Below are 24,441 nucleotides of genomic sequence, written 5' to 3' on the forward strand. Positions count from 1 at the left end.
GTTGATATCTTATTTTATAGACAATTAATTCATCATTGCGATGAATTAATTGAATCGATTTAGGTCTACCAGAATTCTTCTTAAGACCTCATGTTCTCTCGCCGGTAAGTCCTTTAGCGGTAATCTAGGCGACCCCACATCGGTTCCCTGAAGTTTCAAGCCAACTTTGATACTCGCGGCCAAGCCTTGCTTAACGATAAACTCCAGAAAAGTGATCTGTTGGTAGAAGAGCTTTCTTGCCATGTCATTGTCGCCACTCTTGATGCTGTCGAACAATTGCTTAGGCAGATCGCCTATTAGTATCGGTGCCGCACTGCACCAGCCTTTGGCCCCGGCATTAATCGCCTCTAGGGCAAGATAGTTACAGCCATTATAAAACGGTAGCGTGCCATTAGAGAGCATATGGAGTTGATGCATCCTGCGAATGTCACCACTGCTTTCCTTAACCATGGTGACATTAGTTATGCTGTTAACCATCTTGCACATAAATTCCGGCGACATGTCTATGCCACTGGTCGACGGATTGTTATAGACCATGATAGGCACCGAAATCGCATCCGATATGGCCTGGTAATGATCAAATATCTCATCTTCACTCAGCTTGTAATACGACATAGGCGATACCATGACGGTTTTCGCCCCCGCCTTATCGGCAAATACTGCCCGAGCGACGGCATCGGACGAGGTCAGCTCAGAAATGCCTATGATGACGGGCACCCGATCCGCCACATGATGTATGGTGGCTAACGCCGTTTCTTCCCATTCGGCAGTATCCAGATACGCCCCTTCTCCGGCACTGCCCAATGCTGCAATGGCACTCGAACCCGACGAGATTAATCCATCTATGATGCTTTGCAGCTGCAAAATATTAACCTTGCCTGTGACGTTTGAGAATGGGGTGATGGGATAACCTATGATCCCGGTCAGTTCGAGAGTTCTATTCATCATGCTTCCTCTCTGATAGCCAGTTGGCCAAGGTTCTGTAACATGGGCGCATTTTCACAGGCCAGGTATTTAGCCGGGGAGGTTGAGTTGGTATTCACATGGTGATGCCAGGCCCAGTTAGGGATATAGATGACATCACCGGCCTGCCATTCGATTTTTTGATCTTCAATCATGGAGTAACCTTCTCCTTCGAGGATATAAGCCAAGGTTTCATAGCTGTGGCGGTGGCGATTAGATCTATCACCTGGCAACAAACCGCCGATGGTCATGCTGATAGAGTTACTCGGCAAGTTGACGATATGCACCGGATGCTTACGCTCTTTAGAAAAAGTGTTGCTGACATCGTCATTCTCAACCGCTTTATGGGCTAATACTTGCGGCAGATGCGCTTTTAAACTCGACTTGGTTTCACCGAAATCTGCTGAGCTGAATTTTTTAGTTGTCATAGATATTTCCTTAGTCTGGTGTGACTCTTGTTTCGTTGGAAGCATCCTCGCAGATAATAGATTGCAGAAATAACTTTTAATTATTACCATATTGATAACTAAAAACTATCAATAGGTCGTGAATGGAACTCAGACATTTTCGTTATTTCAAGGTGGTTGCTGAGCTACAGCATTTTCATCAGGCCGCCGACGCCTTGTGTATCTCACAGCCGGCACTGTCGAATCAGATCAAACAGTTGGAAGATGAACTCGGTACTAAATTATTTAACCGAGTGGGCAGACGCGTCGAAATTTCCGAAGCCGGTAGCCTGGTTCTGGCATCGATAACCCATATTTTGAATGACGTAGATAGAATGAAAGATGCGGTAGCCGAAATAAAATCAGGTGTGGCGGGAACGCTGCGAGTCGGGGTGATCCAGTCCGTTAATGCCTTATATGCTCAAGAGCTGGCTCTGGCCTTCGACAGTATGTGTCCCAATGTCTCCCTTTGCATAGAGGAGCTGTCTAATGATGAGATCACCACTAAGGTGGAACAAGGAGAGCTGGATATCGGCATTGGTTTCGCCCATGGACCCGTTTACAAGAATCTGGCCTTTACCGAGCTGTTCAAAGAAAAATGGAGCCTCATCTGTTCACTGTCCCATGCAGATTCGGCTAAACGTCTGTTAAACAGTGAAGCACACGATCTTAAGGCCATACTGCTACCTAATCATTTCGAAACCCGCAGGATAGTGAATAAATACTTTCTCGAGCATAATATCCCGGTCAATAACATCACTGAGCTCAACTCCATCATTCGTATTCTGGCATTTGTACGTAACAGTCGCTCCTTTACCATACTGCCGAGTTCATTCGCGGCGCTATCAAGCACAGAACCGCTGCAGTCATTTGACTTGAGTTCGGCCATCACCCCCAGAGTTGTCGGCATGCTACAGGCACAAAACAGGATCACTAAGCGATCCGCTAGTATATTTGCTAACATTTTGAGCGAGCAACTTTCGGGATCTTTAGGCTAACCATTCCTCAAGAGCTAACAGGGTATTATCGTAAGAGATTAAGATAGGCAGGAGGTAAAAAACTAGAAGCTACACACAGTATTTCTGTTTCTACGTTTTGCTTCATATAGGGCGGTATCCGCTTCATGGATCAATTGACCTAAAGATTGATGGCGGAAGTAAGACAGGCCGATGCTAACGGTTAATCTAAGCGGTTTTCCATCATCTAATAACATGGGGCTGTTGGCTAAACTTACCCGGTAATACTCGGCCAATGCCGCAGCACCATCTTCGCTACTCCCCGATATGATGATCATAAACTCTTCGCCGCCATAGCGGATCAGCACATCAGACATACGACTGTTATCTCTGAGGATTTTTGCAACGAACTGCAGTGCGCGGTCGCCTACCTGATGACCATGTTTATCGTTCACTTGCTTAAAATGATCGAGATCTAACATCAGCACAGCTAAATGACCCTCTCCGCGAGAGGCTATCTTATGTATCACCTCTCCCTGCTTCAGTCCTTCACGGCGATTAAAGAGTCCGGTGAGATCGTCGAAGCTGGCTTGCTTAGTTAATACGGCTTCGAGCCTTTTTTGCTCGGTGATGTCAAAAATCACCCCGATAAGGCCGGCAACCTGGTTATCCTGATCAAAAAAACTGGTCTTATGGAATTTAACGAACAACTCGTCACCTTCTGTGGAACGAATTTGTTTCTCATAGACTTGAATGCCAGGTTCATCGAACAAGGCATGATCGGCTTGCTGGTAAACATCGGCTAGCTCTTTGTCGAACAGCTCGTAAACGCTGCGACCTATCATCTGCTCCCTAGTGAGTTTGATAAAATCTTCGAAGGCCTTATTACAACCAAGATAAACCCCGGCAACATCTTTATAGAAGATAGGCACTGGCAAGGTGTCTATCATCAGCTGTAGCATAGGACTGTTATTCGATAGAAACGATAACAGATCGGGCGCTTTTATCTCGGTCAATTTATCCATCCCCTGTCTACTCGTTTGGCACCTTGCTCTCATCATGCCATTTCACTTTTATTTAGCTGACGGTCAGGTCTTATCATGATCTGCTAAAACATCTATTGGAAAAACGCGTCGACACCGCTAGCCACTCTCTGTGCAGGTGCAGGTGCAGGTGTATATGTTACCCCAATACAAACAAATACCACATTCTGATAACACAGTTAAGGATAGAATCGATATTTCTAAGTAATTAGACCATTTCATTTTTGTAAGCTTACTCGTCTTTATCGGCCGCAAGTACCCTAGCTTAACCTTTGTTTACACTTGACTTATTGCATATTAACTGCACAGATTTAATTCAATAATGTTAGTCTCGTCAACTAAATATTGATGTATGCTAATTCATCAATTTGATTTAGTTTTTAGACCTGCATCACGCAAACATGATTAATTACGCTTAATCGGTCTTTTTTAATGATTAGCCGCTAGATATTAAAATCTTTGTCTGCTTTAATACCGCCTTAATTCGGCTGCTCTATGCCTTTTGTTTATTCGCTAAAAATAGGAAGAGATACTTGTTCGATATGAAAACCTCAACCCAGATCCTACAATCTAAGTTGACACTGGTACTCTTACTGGTGGTTTTCGTGTCTCAATTATTCCCTACCTGCGTGGCATCTGATATTCATCACAATGATCAAAGTGCCGCCGCAGTGTCTAGTCTGCCTATCGAGCAACAAGAATCTTGCTGTCACCTTCCGGGTCATGCTTGTTCCCATACGAGAGCAGCCAGTGACCAATCAGATCAAGATGGCGATTATCACACCTCTTGCCATCCCCCATAGAATACAACTTCGTCTCCGATTTCAATCGGGTCCAAGGTGAAAGCCCTTTTATTGTCAGCTACCAAAATAGAAGTTACGCACCGCCTATTCCGCCTCCCCACGCCTGAACTCCTTTCAATATTAGAAATATAATTTCACCTTATTTATAAGTCAGAAATTCATCCTTAAGGGGCATATCGCTATGTCTCAACAGGCTAAGTGCCTTGTGGCCCCTGGAATGAAACGAAGACTTAAGTCACCTCAGCTTGTATTGCTAGCGATAGCGCTACGTTGGCTGAGATAACTGGAGTTCACTCTCGTGAAGAGATACCAAGAGATCACTCTCGTGGCCTGCCGTCGTGGCCTAGTCACTGTGAGTCTGTGTGCGTTTTCACTGTTTGCAGGCCTATTTTCACACCAAGGCCTGGCGCAAACAGATTTAAACCAAGCCCAAGGAGAAATTACTCTGCCTTGGGTGCTCGAACAAACCTTATTACACAACCCCCAACTGCAACGCTATCCCTATGAGCTTAGGATCAATGAAGCCCTCACTCTACAGGCTGGGCTCACCCCTAATCCTGAGTTTTCGGTGGAAGTCGAAAACATTCTGGGTACAGGCGAAATGCAGGGAGTCGATAACGCCGAAATCACCTTAGGCTTAAGCCAAATCATCGAACTTGGTGATAAACGCCAGCATCGAATCGATTTCGCTCAAGCCGAAGAACGTCAAAGGCTCAGCGAGTATGAGCTGTTACGTTTGGATATATTGGCTGAAACAACCCAAAGATATTATCAAGTTCTGCGTCTTCAGGCCCTACAAGATTGGAATGCCAAGCGTATTCTCGTCGAGCAAGAAGCCTTAAGCGCGATAGAGTCACGGGCCAAGGCAGGCGCTGTCACTCAGGCTGACGTGAGCAAGATGGCCCTGCGTCTATCACGCTCAGAAGCGATTCAATATGGTCTCGACGGTGAGGCTCAGCTTGCCAGACTCGGTCTAGCCTCCATGTGGTCAAGTGAAGCACATTTCGCTCTGGTCGCCGGTGAGCTTGTCCCATTACACGCCTTTCCTACGGCTGCGAGTGTGCTCAATGCCATGGAGACGGCGCCTCAATACCTGCAACTGCTCAGTATCGAGCGGGTCATGTATGCCAAACGGCGCATGGAGGAGTCGAAGGCGCAATCTGACATCACCTTAGGATTAGGGGTCCGTAGCTATGACGGTTTCGACGACGGCGCTTTGATGTTTAACTTCTCTATGCCCATTGCGCTATCTAACCCGAATCAGGGCAACATAATGGCTGCCCGCGCTAAGGAAGAGATGGCGATGGAGCAACAGAGGCTGGCCCGGGGTCAACTCAGGCTGTCCTTACTTGAAATCCATCTGACCATGGTCAATAACGCCAAACAGGCGAAACGACTTCAGCAGCGTCTGATCCCCTTAGCCAATCGACTGCTTAAAGACACACAGACCGCCTACCAGACCGGTCAAGTCAATGTGCTATTGCTAGCCGATGCTCAATCTGAGCTGTTTAGCCTCCAACGCGAGCTTATCGAGGCCAAAGTCGGTGTCTATCAAGGCAGACTCGAACTCGAGCGCATCACAGGGCAATCTATGACCGCCACTCTCGATAACATCAAGCCATTAGTGGCACAGGAACACAGATAATGAAATTTAAACTCAATCATCTTTCATCGGCACTCATGGCTGCGGCCATCACCTTATCGGTATTTAGCTTATCGAGTCTGCTGCCGACTAACTCAGCCTGGGCCAGTAGCGATCACGGCCATGAAGAGAAAGAAAAAGAGGAGCATGCTCCCGAAGGCCCACACGGAGGCAGATTACTTCAAAGCGGAGCGTTCGCCATCGAGATCACTATGGCCGAATCGGGTATTCCGCCTGAGATGCGGGTCTATGCCTACCATAAGGGTGAGCCAGTCGCGCCCGGTGACGTACAGCTCGAGATCTTACTCAAACGTCTGGGCGGTAAAACCGACCAAGTCAGTTTCATCGCCGAAGATGATTATCTGGTCAGCAAGGTCAGTGTGGCCGAGCCTCACTCATTCGAGGTCGAGGTCGATGCCGACTTTAACGGTAAAAGCTTCGATTGGCATTACGACAACTTCATGGGCCGCACCGAGATCAATGACAGACTGCTCAAGCTGTCTGGTGTACAGACTCAGCTTGCCAAGGCGACACAGCTCACCTTCATCGACACCCTGTTTGGTATCGTCGCACCGATTGCCGACAAACAGTTTAGCGTTAATGCCCCCTATGCCGGTGTGATTGAGCAGCTACACGTCAGTATCGGCGACTCGGTGGTAAAGGGCCAAGTCATCGCCACAGTGCGCAACTCCAGCACCTTGCAAACCTATGCGGTCAAGAGCCCGGCCAATGGCCAGGTCACCGAGCAGCTATTGAGTCTGGGCGACAACACTTATAACCGCGCCTTAATCCGCATCAGCGACCTATCCAGCGTATGGATAGACCTGTCAGCCTTTCCTAAGAGCATAGGCAAACTAGCTCTGGGTCAGAGAGTCTCCATAGGTGATGACCATGGCAATGCTCATGGCGCTGAGAGTGACACAAACGACGCACACTCCAGTGCATCTGCCAGCAGCACCATCAGTTATATCGCCCCGACGATGACGGGAGGTCACATCGCTCGGGTGCGTGCGGTTATCGATAACGGTCACGGCCATTGGCGTCCGGGTATGCACATTCAGGCTGACATAGAGACCCGCATCAAGCAGGTTCCCCTGGCCGTGCGCGTCGATGCCCTGCAGAACTTCATGGATAAACCCGCCGTCTTCGTCAAACATGGCAATACCTTCGAGGTGCGCATGCTGAGCTTAGGTGAGAGCGATGGCGTATATGTCGAAGTGCTGGCTGGCCTGGATAGTGACGTCGAGTATGTCACCGAGAACAGCTACTTATTGAAGGCGGACATCATGAAAGATGCCGCTAAACACGTACACTAGGAGAAGATAATCATGGATACAATCATCTCCTTCGCCTTAAAGCGACGGTTATTGGTACTGGCGATGACCCTGCTCATCGCCCTGCTGGGTGTCTACAACACCTTAAAACTGCCTATCGATGCGGTGCCAGACATCACCAATGTCCAAGTGCAGATAAATACGGCCGTACCTGGCTACTCACCACTTGAGTCCGAGCAACGTCTGACCTATGTGATAGAGAACGCCATGGCGGGCATTCCTAGCCTGGAGTATACCCGCTCCATCTCACGCTATGGCCTGTCTCAGGTGACGGTCATCTTCGATGAAGGTACTGACATCTACTGGGCCAGGCAACAGATCTCCGAGCGCCTGCAAGGCATACGTGGCGAGCTTCCCCAAGAGGCCAAGCCGGCTCTCGGACCAGTGAGCAGTGGTCTTGGTGAGGTGTTCACCTACTCCATTCGTGCACAAGACGGCGCGACTAAGGAAGACGGCACGCCCTATAACGCCGAAGATCTGCGTACCATTCAGGACTGGATCATTCGCCCTCAGCTGGTCAAAGTTGCCGGTGTCACCGAGATCAACAGCTTGGGCGGCTTCGAGCGTGAATATCAGGTCGCGCCGGATCCTGGCAAAATGTTAGCCTTTAAGATCACCATCACTGATGTGATCACCGCCCTGGAGCGTAACAACCGCAACGCGGGCGCAGGTTACATAGAGAGAAACGGCGAGCAATGGTTAGTCCGCTCACCCGGACAGCTTAAAGATCTCGAGGAGATCCGCAAGGTGGTGATCACCAAGCGTGACGATGCGCCGGTGCGGATCGGCGATGTGGCCGAGGTTTTCTACGGTAAACAACTCAGAACCGGCGGTGCCACACAAGATGGCCAGGAAACAGTACTGGGTACCGCCTTCATGCTCATGGGGGAAAACAGCCGCGTGGTCGCCAAAGAGGTCGGTGACAGGTTAAAAATCATCAATGCCAGCTTACCCCCAGGCATCATCGCCGAGGCTGTGTATGACAGGACAGGCCTGGTCGATAAGGCCATAGCCACGGTGCAGAAAAACCTGTTCGAGGGTGCCGTGCTGGTGATCGTCGTCCTGTTTGCCCTGCTGGGTAACTTTCGCGCCGCGCTGATTGCCGCCTTAGTGATCCCGCTGAGTATGTTGTTCGCCATCACTGGCATGACGACTAACCGGGTGTCCGGTAATCTGATGAGTCTGGGCGCCATAGATTTTGGCATCATAGTCGATGGCGCGGTGATCATCGTCGAGAACGCCTTGCGTCGTCTCGGCATGGCTCAGCGCAAATACGGTCGTCTGCTCTCTCTCGAAGAGAGAATGGAGGTGGTGTTCGACGCAACCAAGGAAGTGTTCCGCCCTGCCGTGTTCGGTGTGCTTATCATCATGCTGGTCTACCTGCCCATCTTCGCCCTTAGCGGCGTCGAAGGTAAGATGTTCCATCCCATGGCCTTCACTGTTGTGGCTGCACTGATTGGTGCGCTTATTTTCTCGGTCACCTTCGTGCCGGCCGCCATCGCGATATTCGTCAAGGGCAAGGTCAATGAGAAAGAGAACTGGCTCATGTCTAAGGCCCGTAGTGTCTATGAGCCCGTGTTGTTTTTCTCCCTCAAGCGCCCGGCCATCATAGTCCTTGCTGCAATAGGCTTGATGGCGGTCACCTCTTATCAGGTGACCCGTTTAGGCTCTGAGTTTTTGCCTAAGCTGGATGAAGGGGACATTGCCCTCCATGCTATGCGCATTACCGGCACAGGTCTTGAGCAGTCTATCGAAATGCAGAAGAAGCTTGAGCTGATCATCGGCGAGCTCGATGAGGTGGAGCGGGTGTTCTCGAAAATTGGCACACCTGAGGTCGCCACAGATCCTATGCCGCCAAGTGTTGCCGATACCATCTTGATCATCAAACCCAGATCCGAATGGGCCAACCCCAGTAAGACCAAGGAGGCGTTCATCGATGAGCTGCGTCATCATATCGAGCAGGTACCAGGGAATAATTATGAATTTACCCAGCCTATCGAGATGCGCTTTAACGAGTTGATTGCCGGCGTGCGCGCCGATGTGGCCCTGAGGATCTATGGAGACGATCTTGATATCCTCAAACAGGCCGGCGATCGCGCCCTTGGCTTATTTCAGCAACTCGATGGCGCCAAGGATGTCCGTGTCGAGCAGATGTCAGGCCTGCCAACCCTCTCTATCGAGCCAAACCGGGATCACTTAGCCCTGCTGGGTCTCACCATAGTCGATGTGCAGCAAGCGCTGCAGGTCGCGGTGTCCGGCGTGCAAGTTGGCCTCATCTATGAGGGGGACAGACGTTTTAAACTCATAGTGCGTATGGATGGCAATATCAGCCAAGATCTGAGGGCACTGGAAAACCTGCCTATTGCGCTGCCCCTAGATCTCAATCCGGATCTTAGCTATGTGCCTCTGGGTGAAGTCGCCGACATTAAGTTCAAGGTCGGCCCCAATCAGATCAATCGTCAGAGCGGCAAGCGTCATGTGGTGGTGACAGCCAATGTCGAGGGACGAGACTTGGGCTCCTTTATTAAGGACACTAAGCGTCTCATGGGTGATGAGCTTAATCTGCCCAGTGGTTACTGGAGCGAGTATGGCGGCACTTTTGAGCAACTCGAATCGGCATCCGATCGCTTGATGATCATAGTGCCACTGACCTTACTGCTCATCTTCGGCCTGTTATACAGCGCTTTTGGCTCAATCAGAGACTCGATGATCATCTTCAGCGGCGTGCCGCTGGCACTGACCGGAGGCGTACTGGCTCTGGTGCTCAGGGACATGCCTCTGTCTATCTCGGCGGCGGTGGGCTTTATCGCCCTCTCGGGCATAGCCGTGCTCAATGGCGTGGTGATGTTGAGCTTCATCAAGGAGCTTAGGGTACAGGGACTGGAGCTTTTTGAGGCAATTAAACAAGGCGCGAGTCAGCGACTGCGACCGGTATTGATGACAGCCTTAGTCGCGAGTCTTGGATTTGTGCCCATGGCCCTTAATGTCGGTACTGGCGCCGAGGTGCAGCGTCCACTGGCAACCGTAGTGATAGGCGGCATAGTGTCATCGACCCTGCTGACTCTGGTCATCTTGCCCGTGCTCTATTTGCTGGTGTATCGCTTCAAAGCAAAAGCTAAGGAAGTGAATGGGTAAATTCATCCTTAAACTCGCTCTTAACAATAAGAGTTTTTAGTTTTAGCGAGTTAATGGCGGGGGCATGTCCCCCGCTTTTTTATTTCAGATTTTCTTTACCCAGTTCGCGCCTCAAGAAGATGACAACCCCCATAAACTTATCCCTATAAACAAGTTTCAGCCTTTTGACTGATAGCTTTTCTCCTTTCTTGAGTAAGTTTTAGACGTTTAAATCCACGGCCTGACTATAATTTAAGCGCTTGAACGCTTTATTGGCTAAAAAACGCTAACTGCCGAAATTAACTACTGAATTTTTAAATCTTCATGCCTACACTGAAATCATCAAGAGTCATATACGAGGTTGCCTATGCCAATATCTCCGTTATCCCCTCTAAGCAGTGACCAGCTTTACCGCAGTTCAGAGCTATCAGGCCTGGAGGCCGATTGTAAATCTACTAAACACTTAACTCCCCTGGATGAAATTGTCGGACAGGAACGCGCCCAACAGGCCGTCGAGTTTGCCATGTCCATGCCAGACAAGGGCTATAACATCTACGCCATCGGCCGTAATGGTCTGGGTAAGCGCACCATGGTGATGCGTTATCTCGATCGTTATGAGCCCAACGGCCGCGGTCATAGTCTCCATGACTGGTGTTATGTAATTAACTTCGATGAAGCCCGTGTGCCTAAAGTGCTGAAGATGTCAGCTGGCTCGGGTATCGAGTTCAAGAAAGATGTCGAGAAGTTCATCATCAAGCTAACCAAATCCTTGCCTTTGGCGTTCGACAATGAGATGTATTACTCCAGCGCCGAGAAACTCAAGAGTCAGCTGTCGAACAGACAGGAATCTGCACTTACAGGCCTCACTAAGGAAGCCAAAGACACGAGTATCAGCCTAACCATCACGGCCCAGGGCAGTTATGAGCTCGTGGCCATGAACGGTGAGGAAGCCCATACCGACGAGACATTTAAGGCACTGAGCAAGAAACAGCAAGATGTCTTAGAAACCTCTATCGTCGAACTCGAATCTAAGCTCAGAGTCATAATCCGTCAATTTACTGTGTGGGAAGAGGAATACTCTGACAAGCAACAGAAGCAAGATGAGCAGGTGGCTCAGGATGTTCTCAGCCACCTGATGACCAAGCTCAAGGAGAAATACAGCGGCATTCCGGCCGTTAAGAGCTATCTTGGTGCTATGCATAAGGACATTCTCGACAACTTAGATCTGTTTCTCGAAGACAACGAGGAGCAGCTGGCGCTTTCTTATGCTTCTTTAGACAAGAAGATGCCCCGCCGCTATCAGGTCAATGTGCTGGTCAATCAAGATGACGGCAAGATGCCTATCATAGTCGAGGAGTCGCCCAATTATCACTCCATCTTCGGTTATATCGAGAATGCGACCTTCAAAGGCACCATCTTTTCCGATTTCTCACTGATCCGCTCCGGCAGTCTGCACAAGGCCAACGGCGGCGTGCTGATGATAGATGCGGCCAAGGTATTGGAACAGCCCTATGTGTGGGACGGTCTTAAGCGGGCCCTTCGCTCGCGCAAGCTCAGCCTTAGCTCCCTCGAACGTGAAGTCACCCTGTCAGGCACCATCTCACTGGATCCCGAGGCAATTCCTCTGGATGTAAAAATCATCTTATTCGGTGATTATCAGACTTATCAGTTACTGCAGCACTATGATCCCGAATTCAGTGAACTGTTTAGGGTGACTGCAGATTTTGAAGATGTAATGCCACGTACCGAGAAATCTGAGGCCCTATACGCCAAGTTTATCTCCAGTATCGTGCATGGCAACAAGATGCTGCATTGTGATCGCAATGCCATAAAACGCATCATAGAATTCAGTTCTCGTCAGGCCGACGATCAGAACAAACTCTCCCTGCACTCAGCCGACATTGCCAACCTGCTACGAGAGTCTAATTACTGCGCTCGCGCCGTCAATGCCAACATGATCCGCGCCAGCCATGTCGAACAGGCCCTGCACAATCATGAGATGCGCGTATGCCGACTCAAAGACAATGTAATGGAAAGTTTCATCACAGGCACCACACTTATCAGCACTGAAGATCATGTCGTCGGACAGGTCAATGCACTGTCTGTTATCGCGACCTCCGATCATCAGTTCGGTGCACCGAACCGCATCACGGCAACCACAGCCTTCGGTGAAGGCAGGGTGTTCGACATAGAAAGAAAAGTGGACTTAGGCGGTAGCTTACACTCCAAGGGTGTGATGATCCTATCGGCCTACCTGGCGTCCTTGCTAGGTAAGACCGCCAAGATCCCCCTCACCACCCATATCACCTTCGAGCAATCTTACGGTGGTGTCGATGGTGATAGTGCCACCATGGCCGAACTGTGTGCCATAGTGTCTTCGTTTTCTAATCAGGCAATCAGACAAGATGTAGCCATCACAGGCTCGATGAATCAGTTCGGTGAAGCCCAGCCAATCGGCGGCGTTAACGAGAAGATTGAAGGCTTCTTCGATGTCTGTACCATCATGGGACGCACTAACACTCAAGGGGTGATCATTCCTAAGACCAACGTGCAGAATCTGATGCTGCGTAGCGATATTGTCGAGGCAGTCAAGAAAGGCAAATTTAATATCTGGGCTATTGACCATGTCAGTCAGGCCATCGAGTTGCTGACAGGCATCGAGTCCGGAATTAATCTAGGCACTAAGTCGAAGCAGCAGGATGAGCATCCAGCTGCTTCGGTATTAGGTCTGGCTCAGGCACGCTTGAGTGAGCTTAGGAAGACATCTCCAGCTTCGAGCGTAGAATGAGCCTCTGATCATTTTAAAGCGGGTCATTCGTGAAATGAAATACTCGCTTAAAACAGGTCATTCCGTAAAGTGAACAACGAACTTGTACGGGATCCACGCCTCTTAAGCAGAGCTGGATCCCGGGCATCTCGTGCCTCGCTACCGGGATGTCGACTCAAGGATTGTCATTTAACCAGGCTCCTCTGTAACCCTTAAGCAACACTAGGCTGCAGCCAAAAAATAGATGGAAGCCAGACTTTTCCGGCTTCCATCTTCTCACGACCCCACCTTTAAACTGATTTCTCATTTAAGTCCTATTTAATGAGTTTTGATAATCTTGAGTGGTATACCAATAGGTTAAAGATTTCGCCCAATTGTCGAAGCCGCTCACTGCTTAAATAAGTACACATTGGTCACAACTCCTTTCTTTTTTACGACTAGGTTCGAGCATCTGTCTTAATGTCAGGCCATTTATTGCCCAACTGGGCAAGATCTTGCTCGAGTCTGGGCCATTTTTTGCCCAGCTCAAATGTTCATTTTTTGTGTCAGTTATAAAATCAAAAGCTTACCTAGTTGGCATGTTGTTTGCGATATCAGCGAGCGGCCATATTTAACTTTCGTTAATTTATTGTTAATAAAGGAATAATCAATGCCAAGAGATAAGGGTTCGGATACAAGTTTCCAGTCAGTGCCACAGCCGATCGGTTTAGTGACTAAAGATGGCGAGCGAAAGACCGTTAAAGCGCTTGAACCAGCGTCCACTTCCCGAATGAGTGATGCAGAGTTTGAACAAGGCAAAAAGGAGATGGAACGCAAGGCATTCGTTAATCGCAAACGTGCTGAAGTGGCCGTTCCTGACAAGCCAGAATATTACCGTAATCAAAATGTCATTGATTCGCAGGCCACACAGGCGGCATCCAGTGAGGCTGTACGCGCTAAGGACGTATCTAAGCCTAAGCCACCGGGTAAGCAGGCCAAAATGCACATCCCAGTCTCAAAGGGAGGTCGGCAATTGAGCATAAATTACGTTTGGTTGGGCAGTAATCCTTTGGGGGCCCTGGAAAAATTCAACATTTACTCCTGGAGAACTCTGGGCCACAAGGTCAATATCTACACTCATCCCTTCGCTGGTGCCTCTGAGCATACCGAAGTCACTTTGGGGTTAGAAATGGGCGATGCAAGGGTCATCTCTCTGAGTAATATCCTTGCCGCCGACGATACGGAAGTAGGCGCGGACAATCCCAAGGTGCACCTCGGTGATGCGCGCTCGATACTACAGCGTTGGCTTGAAGCAATACCTAAAGAGGAAAGACCCTTAATAGAACATATATTCAATATGGTTGATCTTACCAAGTCATACCTGGGTGGCACGCAACGTGGGATTGTATTGGACATGAAGGTCGGTCCGAGTATTCACCTTCAAGACTATGCAGCAAGTTTCGACAGCAAGCTAGTCAGCTACACACGAGGTGGGAATACATCTGGAGAGCTCCCGGAAAACCAATGCATCGGGACGATGCAGGAAACTGAAGATCTACGGAAATGCTATGCACAACGCTTCAATAATAAAGTGAGAGGACTCGCCGAGGAGAGCCCAGAGGAAGCCTGGTTCAATCAGATCACCGGTTATCATGGTCGATCCTATAAACAAATAAAGACATGGCTAGATGTAGCCACTAAAATACCGTCCGGAAAGGCAGCGACGACCAATGAATTCAGTGTAAGTGAACCCGGAATCCCTGGTCATGGCCCGTTTCGTGTCTTTAAAAGGGCCAGCGACCAAACCAATAAAAATGCTGGAAAAACCAAACCTGCGGAGGTGAAGAGCTTGGCCAATGATGTCTTGGAAAAGGAACTCTCGGGCTGCGGAGGCGACCAGGCATTTTTTGGCAAAGCGCAAGTTGCGGCAAACCTACTGCCCTCTTAAGAATGCGTTGACAATGATGAGCTGGATCCCGGGCATCTCGAGCCTCGCTCCCGGGATGGCAGCTTAAGAGAATTATCTGACTAAAAGAATGCTTTATCACCACGCTCCTCTGTAACGCTCTAGTACCACTAGGTTAAAAATTGCGCCCAATTGCCGCAGCTTAAATAAGTTACACATTGGTCACAACTCCTTTCTTTTTTACGACTAGGTTCAAGCATCTGCCTTAATTTCAGGCCATTTATTGCCCAACTGGGCAAGATCTTGCTCGAGTCTGGGCCATTTTTTGCCCAGCTCAAGTTTTCGTTTTTTGTGTCAGTCATAAAATCAAAAGCTTACCTAATTGGCATGTTGTTTGCGCTATTTGCGAGCGGACACATTTAATTTTCGTTAATTTATTGTTAATAAAGGGAATAATCAATGCCAAGAGATAAGGGGTGGGATACCAGTTTCCAGTCAGTGCCACAGCCGATCGGGTTAGTGACTAAAGATGGTGAGCGAAAGGTCATTAAAGCGCCTGGTTCGGCGTCCACCTCCCGAATGAGTGATGCTGAATATGAACAAGGTAAAAAGGAGATGCAACACGAGGCATTCGTTAATCGTAAACGTGGTGAAGTGACCGTTCCCGAGGACCCTGAATATTACCGTAGTCAAAATGTAATGGATTCTCAGGCTGCACAAAGTGCTGATAAACCCAAGGTGGTTAATAAAAAGTGGAGTGAGTTTCAACGAGACTGGCAAAACTATGTAGAGGGAAAAAACGTCGATGTTCGTGTTATACCTCCAGAGGCGAGTGTACGCTTCAGTTATCGCTATGTCACAAGTAACAACACCGGAGGCCTGAAGTATGATCCTGCTATTGTTGATAAGCTTTTAGCAAATGAATATAACAGCGATAAGTTAGAAGATGTGTACTATGGCCGTCAGGTACATGATTCGAATACGAGCACAATAGCGGATCGAACTAGAAGTAAGCAACCTGAAGCTCTTACAAAATGCATCATGAAAATATCCCCAAATAAGCAAGCCGGAACACCATTAATAGTGGCATCAGTCGGTATGCCGAAAGAGTTTAAAAACGATAGAGGCCTAGAGAAACTGTATTGGTATAACCAAAGTGATTCGAGACCTGTTTATCTCTTTGTACATAAGTCTGAAGTTAATTTATATGAGGTAACAATGGGAGAGATATTAAGTAAGAAAGGCATTGGTTTAGTCAGCTGGGAATACCCGTCAGGACAGGTTGGTTTCGGCGCTACGCGTAAGGCAGCGGTTGACTATAGCGCAGATAAGGGCTTCAACAAAGTGATAATGATGGATCACAATGTTGCAGATTCTCAATATGATCTAATATCTATGGCAGAGGATGCTACGTCAGAGGTCGGTGATGGAAGCGCCCTCTATATTGGACTTGGTGCATCAAGTTCTACTTTGTCAGCTAGACCTGTCAAGGCTCACCTAACTAAAAAAATCATAGGCCGTCCAATAGAACAATTGACCATGTTAAATGATAAAGTGCAGTTTGACCCTGCATTTATTGCATCCTCGGAAGATATGGACCTCACAAAGGACATACTGTTTTTTAATAGCCTCAATCAGGAAGAGCTCATCTCTTCTAGTTACCTAAAGTTACAGGATAAAAATACTGGGGCATATCCCAAAATTCTCAAGGTCCCGCTGAGTGCAACATCACGTGATTATATCCAATTAGTGGATGACCTTCTGAAAAAATTATCAGAGGAAGAAAAGGATATCGTTATTCAGGTTAAAAGTGGCGTGAATGCTAGCGAGAAAAATTATGTGGGCGAGGAAGTTAGCCAGAAAGAGCATTTCGTGACCATTGGAACTCTTGCCGACTTCATTTCGGATAGGCTAGGAAAAGATAAATCGAGAATTCAATCTATCATCGTTGAGAAAATGTTGCTTCAATATAAGCACACAAACACCCGCTCTGCCTATAAATTAAGCACGTCTGAACCCATGGATACAGTGTCGGTTTTCAACGATATGGAAACCGATAGGCTTATAAAAAAAATGAAGAGAAAATAGTGACTAATCCTGAAAAATTTATCAGGAGTGGGATGATATGATGAGAGTAGCTGGACGAATAAACAAAACCATTTACTTACTGAGCTACATTGATGATGAAGACTACCGGCGAAGGATTTTAACCCAACTTAATCGTGGATAACGACGACACTCTGTAGCGTGTGATTTGCCATGGACAACGAGGAGAGAGCCGTAAACGGTATCGAGAAGGACTGGAAGATCAACTTGGTGCACTAGGTTTGGTTACCAATGCTGTAGTTTTATGGAATACCATTTACATGCAACCGGCGTTGGATCATTTGGAGGTAACCATTGAAATAAAAGAAGAAAATGAAGCGAGGTTATCACCATTAGGGCACGGACATATAAATGTACTAGGTCACTATTTTTACGCTGGCAAAACAAGCGACGAAAGGCATCTTAGACCACTTAATCAACTAAACGACGATGATTAAAATTCCTTAGCATACGTTTCCGTACCACTGGACTTCAAACCCCTTAAACGTGTCATTCCGTAAAGCTAGCAACGAACTTGTACGGGATCCATGTATCTTAAACAGAGCTGGATCCCGGGCATCTTGTGCCTCAACCCTAGGATAACGGCTTAGAGATGATTACTTAAAACCTGGCATTCTACAGACAAAATTAAAGGCCGAAACATTGCTGTTTCGGCCTTTAAATTCTGTTTACTTAACGACGGTTAACTGTCTATAAAGATCAGTTTAAGCCAGTGCTTCCTGTAACTGAGGCACAATCTGCTTCTTACGGCTCAATACACCATCGAGCCAGACGCGGCCGTTCTCGGTAGTCTTACCGTAGGCACGTTCAGTCAGAGTCGCATCATCACTGACGATCAACAGCTCAGAGCCTTCTTTCATGATATCGGTCAATAGCAACAACATGCTGTGACGTCCGCCTTCGGCTTTAAGAGCGGCGATATCGGTTTCCAATTCGGCCTTAATGTCGTCAAACACAGACAGGTCGATGACCTCGAGTTGACCGATACCCACCATATGACCATTCATATTGAAGTCTTTAAAATCACGCATAACAAGGTCACGTACCGGTGTGCCTTGGACGGCTGATTTCACCTTGAACATCTCCATGCCCAGCTCTTTGAAGTCTTCGATACCGGCGATTTCAGCCAAGGCTTCGACACATCTGATATCGGCCGTGGTACAGGTAGGAGACTTGAAGATGACCGTGTCGCTGAGAATCGCACACATCATGATACCAGCGATGTCTTTTGGAATAGGCACACCATGGAAGTCATACATCATCTTGATGATGGTGTTGCTACAGCCTACGGGGCGGATCCAACACTCGAGCGGGGTCGATGTGGTCAAGTCACCCAACTTATGGTGATCGACAATACCGACAATCGTCGCTTCGGCGATATCATCCGGGGCCTGAGTCAGCTCAGAATGATCGACGATAAATACCTCTTCACCGGCATAGCTCGTCTTGAATTCAGGGGCCTCGAAACCAAACTTTTCTAAGATGAATGCGGTTTCAGGTGATAGGTCACCTAAACGAGCAGCAATGGCTGGCTCATCGATTGCATTTTTCAGGTTAGCGAGTGCAATTGCACCGCAAATTGAATCTGAATCTGGGATCTTATGGCCCACTACATAAACTGACATTGATAACTCTCCTTTAATTACCGTTTATTCTACCAAATTCATCCCGTTTGAAAAACATTAACTGACAAGTAAGTAAGCCTGCGCTGCATTTATACCCAAAATGCAGCGCAGGCTTAAGGTACAAGGTTCAAGAATGTCCACTCTGTCGATGACAATTGCAGCAGTGTTGAAAGTATTTGATAGGAACAGATGAGGCCTAACGGAGGAAATCATTGATTATCTTTTGCATCTCACCGCTTCTTCGCATGTCGTAGATGATGATGTCGAACTGCTTCTTGAAATCCTCTTTAAATGCAAACCGACCTTCATCCATATCGGTAAAGCCTAAGAAGCCTTGCTCTATGCTGACTGTTGCTCCCTCCATCAACATCGTATGTTTGCCTCCCTCGTCATATTCGCCGCTCTGCTTAAGTTTTTTGAGCCCCCACAAAATAGAGATGCGATCGTTGAGGTAACAATCTATCCGCTTCAAACCAAGCTGAAGCAGATTCTCTCTATTCCCTTTCGCCTCGCTCACGGTGATTTTCCCATCCTTAACCGCTTGCCAAAATGCTTCCCCACCTAAATGGAACCCCGAATTAATGCCTATCACTAACCCATAATAATCTTCGACCCAGTTCAACCTCAGCGCCCTGAAAAAGAGGTCCTCCCGGCATATGACCATGACTCTCTCATCCAATATAGGTAGCGAATAAGGCCAGATATAGGGTCTCTTCTCCACATGAAAGTATGGCGGATAGATGGCGAAACCTTTACCGCTTTCTATCAAGCGTAACCCACGCTTCCATGGCACGCCGACCAGAGTCACCTTGTAACCTTTCATCCGGGACACGGCAAGCTTGATGATGTTGGCATAAATCCCCTTCAACTCTCCATCCTCCACATAGGAGTAAGGTGGGTAGTTGGCATCGGCATAGAGGGTGACCTCAATATCTTCAGCAGATGCATGTAGCGGAATAAAAAAATACAAAGTCAATGCCACCAGCATGTGAATAAATTTCATGGCACCGCCTCCTTCAGTTGTTGGAGCTCAATGATAAAGCGCATCGACATCAATAAATGTAGTTTACATCAGCCTTTTTTTCTCCCCTCCCCCATAAAGCGACTGAGCAACATTACTTAGTCACAATCATCATAGGGTATAGCCATCACTACCCGTAGCAGTTCCGCGACGGGTTCAAACAGGCTCTCTGGAATAGGCTCTCCCGCTTCAACTTGACCATAGATGGCCCGGGCCAGAGGGATGTTCTCGACAATAGGCACACCAGCTTTTTCCGCCAATGCCACGATATGCAACGCCATATGGCCTTTGGCTTTTTCCAGCACAGTTGGCAAAGGCGTTTCACCAGATTGATAATAGAGACAGATAGTCAGGTGAGTCGGGTTACGTACCACCACAGTGGCCTTCTGCACATTAGCTGCTAAACTGCCCGATGCCACTTCCCTTTGGGTTTCACGTCGTTTCTGTTTAACCTCAGGATTACCCTCTGAGTCCTTATATTCTTGTTTTGTGTCCTCTTTCGACATTTTCAGCTCTTTCATCAAGCTATAACGTTGAAAGGCATAATCAGCGATACCAAAAATAACATAACAGCCTAAGAAGCAGCCCCAGAGCCAAGTGATTAACGTCGAAATTACGCCAAGGCCACACGCCTCTCCACACAAGGGAAGATATTGAAAGGAGTTGACATAACGATGCAGCAGGTAATAGAACACCAGACTGAGCACTATTACCTTAACCAGATTTTTACCAAGCTCAAACACACTTTTCCATGAGATCAGCTGCTTAGCATTATTGATCACATTTAACTTATTCATGCTGGGCTTCAAGGCTTCCGATGCCCATACTGGCCCGGTTTGAACCACATTGCCTAGGATGATGGTAAACAGCAGCACTAAGGTCAGCCCACCTAAAAAGCGCAAGGCTATCATGACGAACGTGCCGACAATCTGCTCCGCAGCAGTCTCCAATGGCAAGTTAATGCTATTGATAGTGGTATTAATTAAGTAGATAAATGACTGCATTAAACCCTGGCCTTCAAACAGGAAGTAACCCAAAATAATGGCCATCTGCAGGCCTGTGACAACTTCAGCACTCTTGATCACCTGACCACGATTTCTCGCTTCCCGCAGACGCTTCTCTGTGGGCTTTTCCGTTTTTTCACTCATATATCCCCCATTAAACTAGTGACCAGACAAGAGGCCAAACAGTATGCCTGTCTGTTGCTCGACGCCGGTAATACGTTCGAGATAATGAGCCAGTGCAAATTGCAAACTATAGATGAGCAGTAATAGCACTAAGGCACTCTTGATCGGCATAGAGAGAAAGAAGACGTTGAGTTGCTGGGCCGAGCGGTTCACTAACCCCAAAGCCACATCGACCAAGATCATGATCACCATGGCGGGCATTGCAAAGCTCAGGCATAACTGGCACATCAGTTGCCATTCATGACCAATAAAAACCAGTAAGGGCTGAGTTAAACTCAGATCGAATCCTGGTGGGAGTTGATTGTAGGACTGATACATGGCGCTCAAGAGATGATTAAAACCACCGGAGACAAGAAACAGCACAGTTAATACTTGGGTAAACAACATACCATAGATTGAAGATTGCAGACCCATCAAGGGATTGAGTACCGTCGACATTGAGGCGCCGCGCATGGTATCGATCACAAACCCCGCCATATCTATGGCCCAAAAAGGGATCGCAGCGCAAAAACCTAACAAGAAGCCCACAACCACCTCCTTGCCATATAAGCTAAACAAACTCCAGGTATCAGCCTGTAAGATCACCTGTTGCATATCATCCATTGCCGGCACAGTGGGCAGCGCAAACAACAAGATCAAACTATTACGGATAAGCGCACTGCCCATTGCCCCACCTTTAAAAAGAGGCAGCAATAACATCATTCCTAATGGACGCATCATACACAGGGCCAATACCGGCAGTTGCGCAGTGATTTCAATGGGCAGTGGATTCAACATAATCAGCCCCCCATATGACTTATTTGATCGAAGGTCATGTTGGCATAGTTAAGTAAAGAGCCGCCCATCCAGTGGTAACTCACTACCAAGGTAATGCAGACCGCAACCAGCTTGATCAAAAACTGTAAAGTTTGATCCTGGATCTGAGTCAGTGCCTGAACCAGACTCACGATGACCCCGACCACAGAGGCGACAATCACCACAGGCAGTGATAACAAGAGCACCATCCATAATAGCTCGGAGGTGAAATGTATTATGATAGTTTCACTCATGAGAAGGACACCATAAGTTGGCCAATCAGCTTTTCCCAACCCCCCATCAAGATAAATATCAACAATTTAAAAGGTAGCGCTATGGTCATGGGTGATACCATCATCATGCCCATAGCCAGTAAGATATTGGACACAATGAGATCAATCGCCACGAACGGCAGGTAGATCAGCAGACCAATCTTAAACGCCTCGATAAGTTGACTCATGGTGAATGCCGGAACCATCACGAAAAGTGAATCTTTCGACAATTCATCCTGGTATTTGTCAGGCCAGGTCTTATGGCCGATATTAGCGAAAAACTCCAATTGAGTTTTACTGGTGTTCCTCTGTAAGAAGTCACGATAGGGTGCGATGGCTTGAGTATTTATCTGTTCGAGAACATTGGGCGAATCAAACACAATGGGAGTCGCCTTTAAATTATCGTTGATCTGCATCCCCACCGGCGCCATGGTGAACAGGGTTAAGATGAGAGCCAGACCGTATATTGCCATATTTGGTGGGATCTGCTGAATACCCAGGGCATTTCGTAACATGGAAAATACGATGGATAATTTAAGAAATGAGCTGCCCATCACCGCAAACAAAGGCAAGAGTGACAGGCAAAATAACATGATGATCAATTGAATAGGGTTATCGAGTAAGGCCATGGAAACCTCCTTTATGACTAGAGTTCCATCATGGCGCGATTCGGCACACTTCGATATCAGGTGAAGACCTGAAACCTAATAAGTAACTAAGCTAGAATCTCAACTTGAGCCAAGAGATCATCTCCGCTTCGCAGTAAACTGGCTGTTCCCAACAAGATATTCTCCTCCTCGTCTTGATAGCAGAGTCTCACTTCAGCGTTAAGGCTCACCTCAGCCTGTAACTTATCCCCCATCATCATGGCACCTAGATGTGAAATAGGCAGAGTCACTCTGGCTATTTCGGCAATCACAGGCGTATGAAGGAGATCCATATCCACCATAATTTCATCTATCATCAGGCTGAACTTGCCTCCTTGCTCTCCCTGAGCTAACGTCACTCTTGCTAACGGACCATTGCACCAGAGCAAGGCCTCACCACGTTCGAGACGAATATCCCCATCTAACCAAACACCTCCCCCACCGCTGGCAGTTGGGGGCTAGACGATGTTTGTAACGCAAATCCCGCGACTAAACTTAAGCTCAAGTTCGCAGACGACCCAGCAAATGGAGACCAGTCGGTCACTATGCTCTGCCACTGATCCTGAGGCCAATTGATCAGTACGCAGGTGATATCTCCCACCTCGGCATGAGTCAAGGTGAGTACCGGATAGATTTCAGGTAAAAGTCCACACGCACTCGGCATCGGCTCCACAGCATCCAGCAACCACGACGCCTCCCCTTCCAACATGGCGGCACTCACGCAGGGCAAGAGCTCACTCGACAAATTAACAGGATCCGGAATATCCGTCATGGCAAGGACAAGCTTTTTCCAGTCCTGTTTAGGACACCAAAGCCCCGTATTCAGGGGACCGCCTTGCAGCTGCCAAAACATCCCGTCTCCTCCAACCCGCTTGAGTTCGATTCGACAAGCCGCTTGCTCTAGCCCTCGACCCAGTATTTGTCCGGCTTTAATCAAAGTGTTCATTAATATCACCCCCACTCACTCATTAATTTATCTATCTAGTCATCTAGCTTCACTTCTTGACTGGCATCAGTTCTAAACCGATCTCAAATCGCCTCCCCTTAAGGGCCAGAGAGAGCTTAGGTAACACAGCGGTCAACACCCGAGACTGACGTTGATTCTTGGGGTATATCTGTAATCGGATCCCCAAGCTGTGATAACTGGCTTGAATAACCAGTCCCATCATAGGCCCGTTAAGCAGTCTATAACTCAGCATCTCTCCTTGGCGCACGACTTCGGCGCTACCATGACGATAGATGCCGCCATTGTGGCTCAACAGAGACTTAGTCAGCTCTGAAATCGACCCAGAGGCATTTTTCTCTTTGCCTTTACTGCCCCCAGTCAAGCAGGATTCGAAACGACGACGAATATCCGGATCGGACTCGTGACGCGCTTCGACACTGGTTACGCTCATCCTTCGCACTCTATTGATGTCTATTTGATTATTCATCGAACACCGCCTTTAGCTTTTCCTGATCTTTGCTTAACTGTTGAATGTCTTTGATCAAGGTTTCCATGGTTAAGGCCAACTCATCGGCCTCGTGCTTAAGCGTAACGAGCCCCTCAGCCAGTGCTCGTTCTTGCTGATAGCCTTTTGCCAACATGAGTTTAAACTGCACTAACTCACCAGGGCTCAGGGCTTGTAGCGGCAGGACTTGCTGCTCTAGTTTAACCACTAACTCATGCCGCTCGGCTTGCATCTGTAAGGATTTATGGACCTGCTGCTTGCTGACTTGCCGACATTGTGCCAATTGCCGCCGCAGCTTATCTTGCTTAACCTGCCGGATCACCAGTAGGCGCTTCAGCATCTCAATGTCACTAGTGACTAGACTCGATGCCATCATTTTTCCCC

21 protein-coding genes and 1 pseudogene are annotated in these 24,441 nt (G+C 47.9%); 9 read left to right on the forward strand and 13 right to left on the reverse strand.

Annotated elements, in window-relative coordinates; genetic code table 11:
* Positions 1-45: 45 nt before the first annotated feature.
* Together FM037_RS14450 and FM037_RS14455 are read right to left on the reverse strand one after the other, a co-directional pair.
* Complete coding sequence (locus FM037_RS14450) at positions 46-948, reverse strand: dihydrodipicolinate synthase family protein (RefSeq protein ID WP_229380883.1); 903 nt, start codon at positions 946-948, stop codon at positions 46-48.
* The gene (locus tag FM037_RS14455; protein ID WP_144046578.1) at positions 945-1,391 is read right to left on the reverse strand and encodes a cupin domain-containing protein; all 447 of its coding nucleotides are present in this window, start codon (positions 1,389-1,391) and stop codon (positions 945-947) included. The genes FM037_RS14450 and FM037_RS14455 overlap by 4 nt, the downstream gene beginning before the upstream one ends.
* A 122-nt stretch (positions 1,392-1,513) precedes the next feature.
* Between FM037_RS14455 and FM037_RS14460 the strand changes: the two genes are divergently transcribed.
* Positions 1,514-2,407 carry a LysR substrate-binding domain-containing protein gene (locus FM037_RS14460; protein ID WP_144046579.1) on the forward strand — a complete coding sequence of 298 codons (894 nt, stop codon included), beginning with the start codon at positions 1,514-1,516 and terminating at the stop codon, positions 2,405-2,407.
* A gap of 62 nt (positions 2,408-2,469) precedes the next feature.
* On the opposite strand, the gene FM037_RS14465 is transcribed toward FM037_RS14460, so the two are convergent.
* On the reverse strand, positions 2,470-3,390 hold the full coding sequence (locus tag FM037_RS14465) for a sensor domain-containing diguanylate cyclase (RefSeq protein WP_144046580.1): 921 nt from the start codon (positions 3,388-3,390) through the stop codon (positions 2,470-2,472).
* 560 nt (positions 3,391-3,950) lie between these two features.
* Between FM037_RS14465 and FM037_RS14470 the strand changes: the two genes are divergently transcribed.
* The 8 genes and pseudogenes from FM037_RS14470 to FM037_RS14505 form a co-directional block, all read left to right on the forward strand.
* Positions 3,951-4,211: a hypothetical protein gene (locus FM037_RS14470; protein ID WP_229380884.1), complete on the forward strand. Its 261-nt coding sequence runs from the start codon at positions 3,951-3,953 to the stop codon at positions 4,209-4,211.
* Between the two features lie 298 nt (positions 4,212-4,509).
* Positions 4,510-5,856, forward strand: a complete 1,347-nt coding sequence (locus FM037_RS14475; protein WP_144046581.1) for a TolC family protein — start codon at positions 4,510-4,512, stop codon at positions 5,854-5,856.
* A complete protein-coding gene (locus FM037_RS14480) occupies positions 5,856-7,169 on the forward strand; it encodes an efflux RND transporter periplasmic adaptor subunit (protein WP_229380885.1) in 1,314 nt (437 codons plus the stop codon). The genes FM037_RS14475 and FM037_RS14480 overlap by 1 nt, the downstream gene beginning before the upstream one ends.
* A gap of 12 nt (positions 7,170-7,181) precedes the next feature.
* On the forward strand, positions 7,182-10,322 hold the full coding sequence (locus FM037_RS14485) for an efflux RND transporter permease subunit (RefSeq protein WP_407695598.1): 3,141 nt from the start codon (positions 7,182-7,184) through the stop codon (positions 10,320-10,322).
* Between the two features lie 346 nt (positions 10,323-10,668).
* Positions 10,669-13,089 carry a Lon protease family protein gene (locus FM037_RS14490; RefSeq protein ID WP_144046583.1) on the forward strand — a complete coding sequence of 807 codons (2,421 nt, stop codon included), beginning with the start codon at positions 10,669-10,671 and terminating at the stop codon, positions 13,087-13,089.
* Between the two features lie 667 nt (positions 13,090-13,756).
* On the forward strand, positions 13,757-14,995 hold the full coding sequence (locus tag FM037_RS14495; RefSeq protein ID WP_144046584.1) for a hypothetical protein: 1,239 nt from the start codon (positions 13,757-13,759) through the stop codon (positions 14,993-14,995).
* A gap of 417 nt (positions 14,996-15,412) precedes the next feature.
* Positions 15,413-17,041, forward strand: coding sequence for a hypothetical protein (locus tag FM037_RS14500; RefSeq protein ID WP_144046585.1), 1,629 nt, complete (start codon positions 15,413-15,415; stop codon positions 17,039-17,041).
* Between the two features lie 52 nt (positions 17,042-17,093).
* Positions 17,094-17,482 (forward strand): annotated as a pseudogene (locus FM037_RS14505) (Tn3 family transposase); the annotation flags it as partial.
* 281 nt (positions 17,483-17,763) lie between these two features.
* Here FM037_RS14505 and FM037_RS14510 read toward each other — a convergent pair.
* From FM037_RS14510 to FM037_RS14550, 10 genes are all read right to left on the reverse strand, one after another.
* Positions 17,764-18,684, reverse strand: a complete 921-nt coding sequence (locus FM037_RS14510) for a manganese-dependent inorganic pyrophosphatase (protein ID WP_144046586.1) — start codon at positions 18,682-18,684, stop codon at positions 17,764-17,766.
* A gap of 196 nt (positions 18,685-18,880) precedes the next feature.
* Positions 18,881-19,687 (reverse strand): substrate-binding periplasmic protein, encoded by an 807-nt coding sequence (locus FM037_RS14515; protein WP_227992820.1) that lies wholly within the window; start codon positions 19,685-19,687, stop codon positions 18,881-18,883.
* A gap of 116 nt (positions 19,688-19,803) precedes the next feature.
* Positions 19,804-20,853, reverse strand: coding sequence for an EscU/YscU/HrcU family type III secretion system export apparatus switch protein (locus FM037_RS14520; protein ID WP_144046587.1), 1,050 nt, complete (start codon positions 20,851-20,853; stop codon positions 19,804-19,806).
* A 15-nt stretch (positions 20,854-20,868) separates the two neighbouring features.
* Positions 20,869-21,669 carry a type III secretion system export apparatus subunit SctT gene (sctT, locus tag FM037_RS14525; RefSeq protein ID WP_144046588.1) on the reverse strand — a complete coding sequence of 267 codons (801 nt, stop codon included), beginning with the start codon at positions 21,667-21,669 and terminating at the stop codon, positions 20,869-20,871.
* Positions 21,670-21,671: 2 nt separating this feature from the next.
* The gene (locus FM037_RS14530; RefSeq protein ID WP_144046589.1) at positions 21,672-21,941 is read right to left on the reverse strand and encodes an EscS/YscS/HrcS family type III secretion system export apparatus protein; all 270 of its coding nucleotides are present in this window, start codon (positions 21,939-21,941) and stop codon (positions 21,672-21,674) included.
* Positions 21,938-22,588 (reverse strand): type III secretion system export apparatus subunit SctR, encoded by a 651-nt coding sequence (gene sctR / locus FM037_RS14535; RefSeq protein WP_144046590.1) that lies wholly within the window; start codon positions 22,586-22,588, stop codon positions 21,938-21,940. The genes FM037_RS14530 and sctR overlap by 4 nt, the downstream gene beginning before the upstream one ends.
* An 86-nt stretch (positions 22,589-22,674) precedes the next feature.
* Positions 22,675-22,995: a hypothetical protein gene (locus tag FM037_RS29505; protein WP_229380886.1), complete on the reverse strand. Its 321-nt coding sequence runs from the start codon at positions 22,993-22,995 to the stop codon at positions 22,675-22,677.
* A gap of 32 nt (positions 22,996-23,027) precedes the next feature.
* On the reverse strand, positions 23,028-23,552 hold the full coding sequence (locus tag FM037_RS29510) for a hypothetical protein (protein ID WP_229380887.1): 525 nt from the start codon (positions 23,550-23,552) through the stop codon (positions 23,028-23,030).
* Between the two features lie 49 nt (positions 23,553-23,601).
* Positions 23,602-24,039, reverse strand: a complete 438-nt coding sequence (locus FM037_RS14545; protein WP_144046591.1) for a hypothetical protein — start codon at positions 24,037-24,039, stop codon at positions 23,602-23,604.
* Complete coding sequence (locus FM037_RS14550) at positions 24,032-24,433, reverse strand: hypothetical protein (RefSeq protein WP_144046592.1); 402 nt, start codon at positions 24,431-24,433, stop codon at positions 24,032-24,034. Before FM037_RS14550 ends, FM037_RS14545 begins: the two co-directional genes overlap by 8 nt.
* Between the last annotated feature and the right edge of the window lie 8 nt (positions 24,434-24,441).

This window comes from Shewanella psychropiezotolerans (genome assembly GCF_007197555.1).
GTDB classification, from domain to species: domain Bacteria; phylum Pseudomonadota; class Gammaproteobacteria; order Enterobacterales; family Shewanellaceae; genus Shewanella; species Shewanella psychropiezotolerans.

Excerpts from the sequence above, each read along its gene's own strand:
- FM037_RS14530 (WP_144046589.1), bottom strand. The coding sequence starts at position 21,941 with ATGAGTGAAACTATCATAATACATTTCACCTCCGAGCTATTATGGATG.
- FM037_RS14515 (WP_227992820.1), bottom strand. The coding sequence starts at position 19,687 with ATGAAATTTATTCACATGCTGGTGGCATTGACTTTGTATTTTTTTATT.
- FM037_RS14485 (WP_407695598.1), top strand. The coding sequence starts at position 7,182 with ATGGATACAATCATCTCCTTCGCCTTAAAGCGACGGTTATTGGTACTG.
- FM037_RS14510 (WP_144046586.1), bottom strand. The coding sequence starts at position 18,684 with ATGTCAGTTTATGTAGTGGGCCATAAGATCCCAGATTCAGATTCAATT.
- FM037_RS14470 (WP_229380884.1), top strand. The coding sequence starts at position 3,951 with ATGAAAACCTCAACCCAGATCCTACAATCTAAGTTGACACTGGTACTC.
- FM037_RS14550 (WP_144046592.1), bottom strand. The coding sequence starts at position 24,433 with ATGATGGCATCGAGTCTAGTCACTAGTGACATTGAGATGCTGAAGCGC.
- FM037_RS14520 (WP_144046587.1), bottom strand. The coding sequence starts at position 20,853 with ATGAGTGAAAAAACGGAAAAGCCCACAGAGAAGCGTCTGCGGGAAGCG.
- FM037_RS29510 (WP_229380887.1), bottom strand. The coding sequence starts at position 23,552 with ATGAACACTTTGATTAAAGCCGGACAAATACTGGGTCGAGGGCTAGAG.
- FM037_RS14455 (WP_144046578.1), bottom strand. The coding sequence starts at position 1,391 with ATGACAACTAAAAAATTCAGCTCAGCAGATTTCGGTGAAACCAAGTCG.
- FM037_RS14490 (WP_144046583.1), top strand. The coding sequence starts at position 10,669 with ATGCCAATATCTCCGTTATCCCCTCTAAGCAGTGACCAGCTTTACCGC.
- FM037_RS14450 (WP_229380883.1), bottom strand. The coding sequence starts at position 948 with ATGATGAATAGAACTCTCGAACTGACCGGGATCATAGGTTATCCCATC.
- sctR (WP_144046590.1), bottom strand. The coding sequence starts at position 22,588 with ATGGCCTTACTCGATAACCCTATTCAATTGATCATCATGTTATTTTGC.
- FM037_RS14460 (WP_144046579.1), top strand. The coding sequence starts at position 1,514 with ATGGAACTCAGACATTTTCGTTATTTCAAGGTGGTTGCTGAGCTACAG.
- FM037_RS14465 (WP_144046580.1), bottom strand. The coding sequence starts at position 3,390 with ATGGATAAATTGACCGAGATAAAAGCGCCCGATCTGTTATCGTTTCTA.
- FM037_RS14480 (WP_229380885.1), top strand. The coding sequence starts at position 5,856 with ATGAAATTTAAACTCAATCATCTTTCATCGGCACTCATGGCTGCGGCC.
- sctT (WP_144046588.1), bottom strand. The coding sequence starts at position 21,669 with ATGTTGAATCCACTGCCCATTGAAATCACTGCGCAACTGCCGGTATTG.
- FM037_RS14545 (WP_144046591.1), bottom strand. The coding sequence starts at position 24,039 with ATGAATAATCAAATAGACATCAATAGAGTGCGAAGGATGAGCGTAACC.
- FM037_RS14500 (WP_144046585.1), top strand. The coding sequence starts at position 15,413 with ATGCCAAGAGATAAGGGGTGGGATACCAGTTTCCAGTCAGTGCCACAG.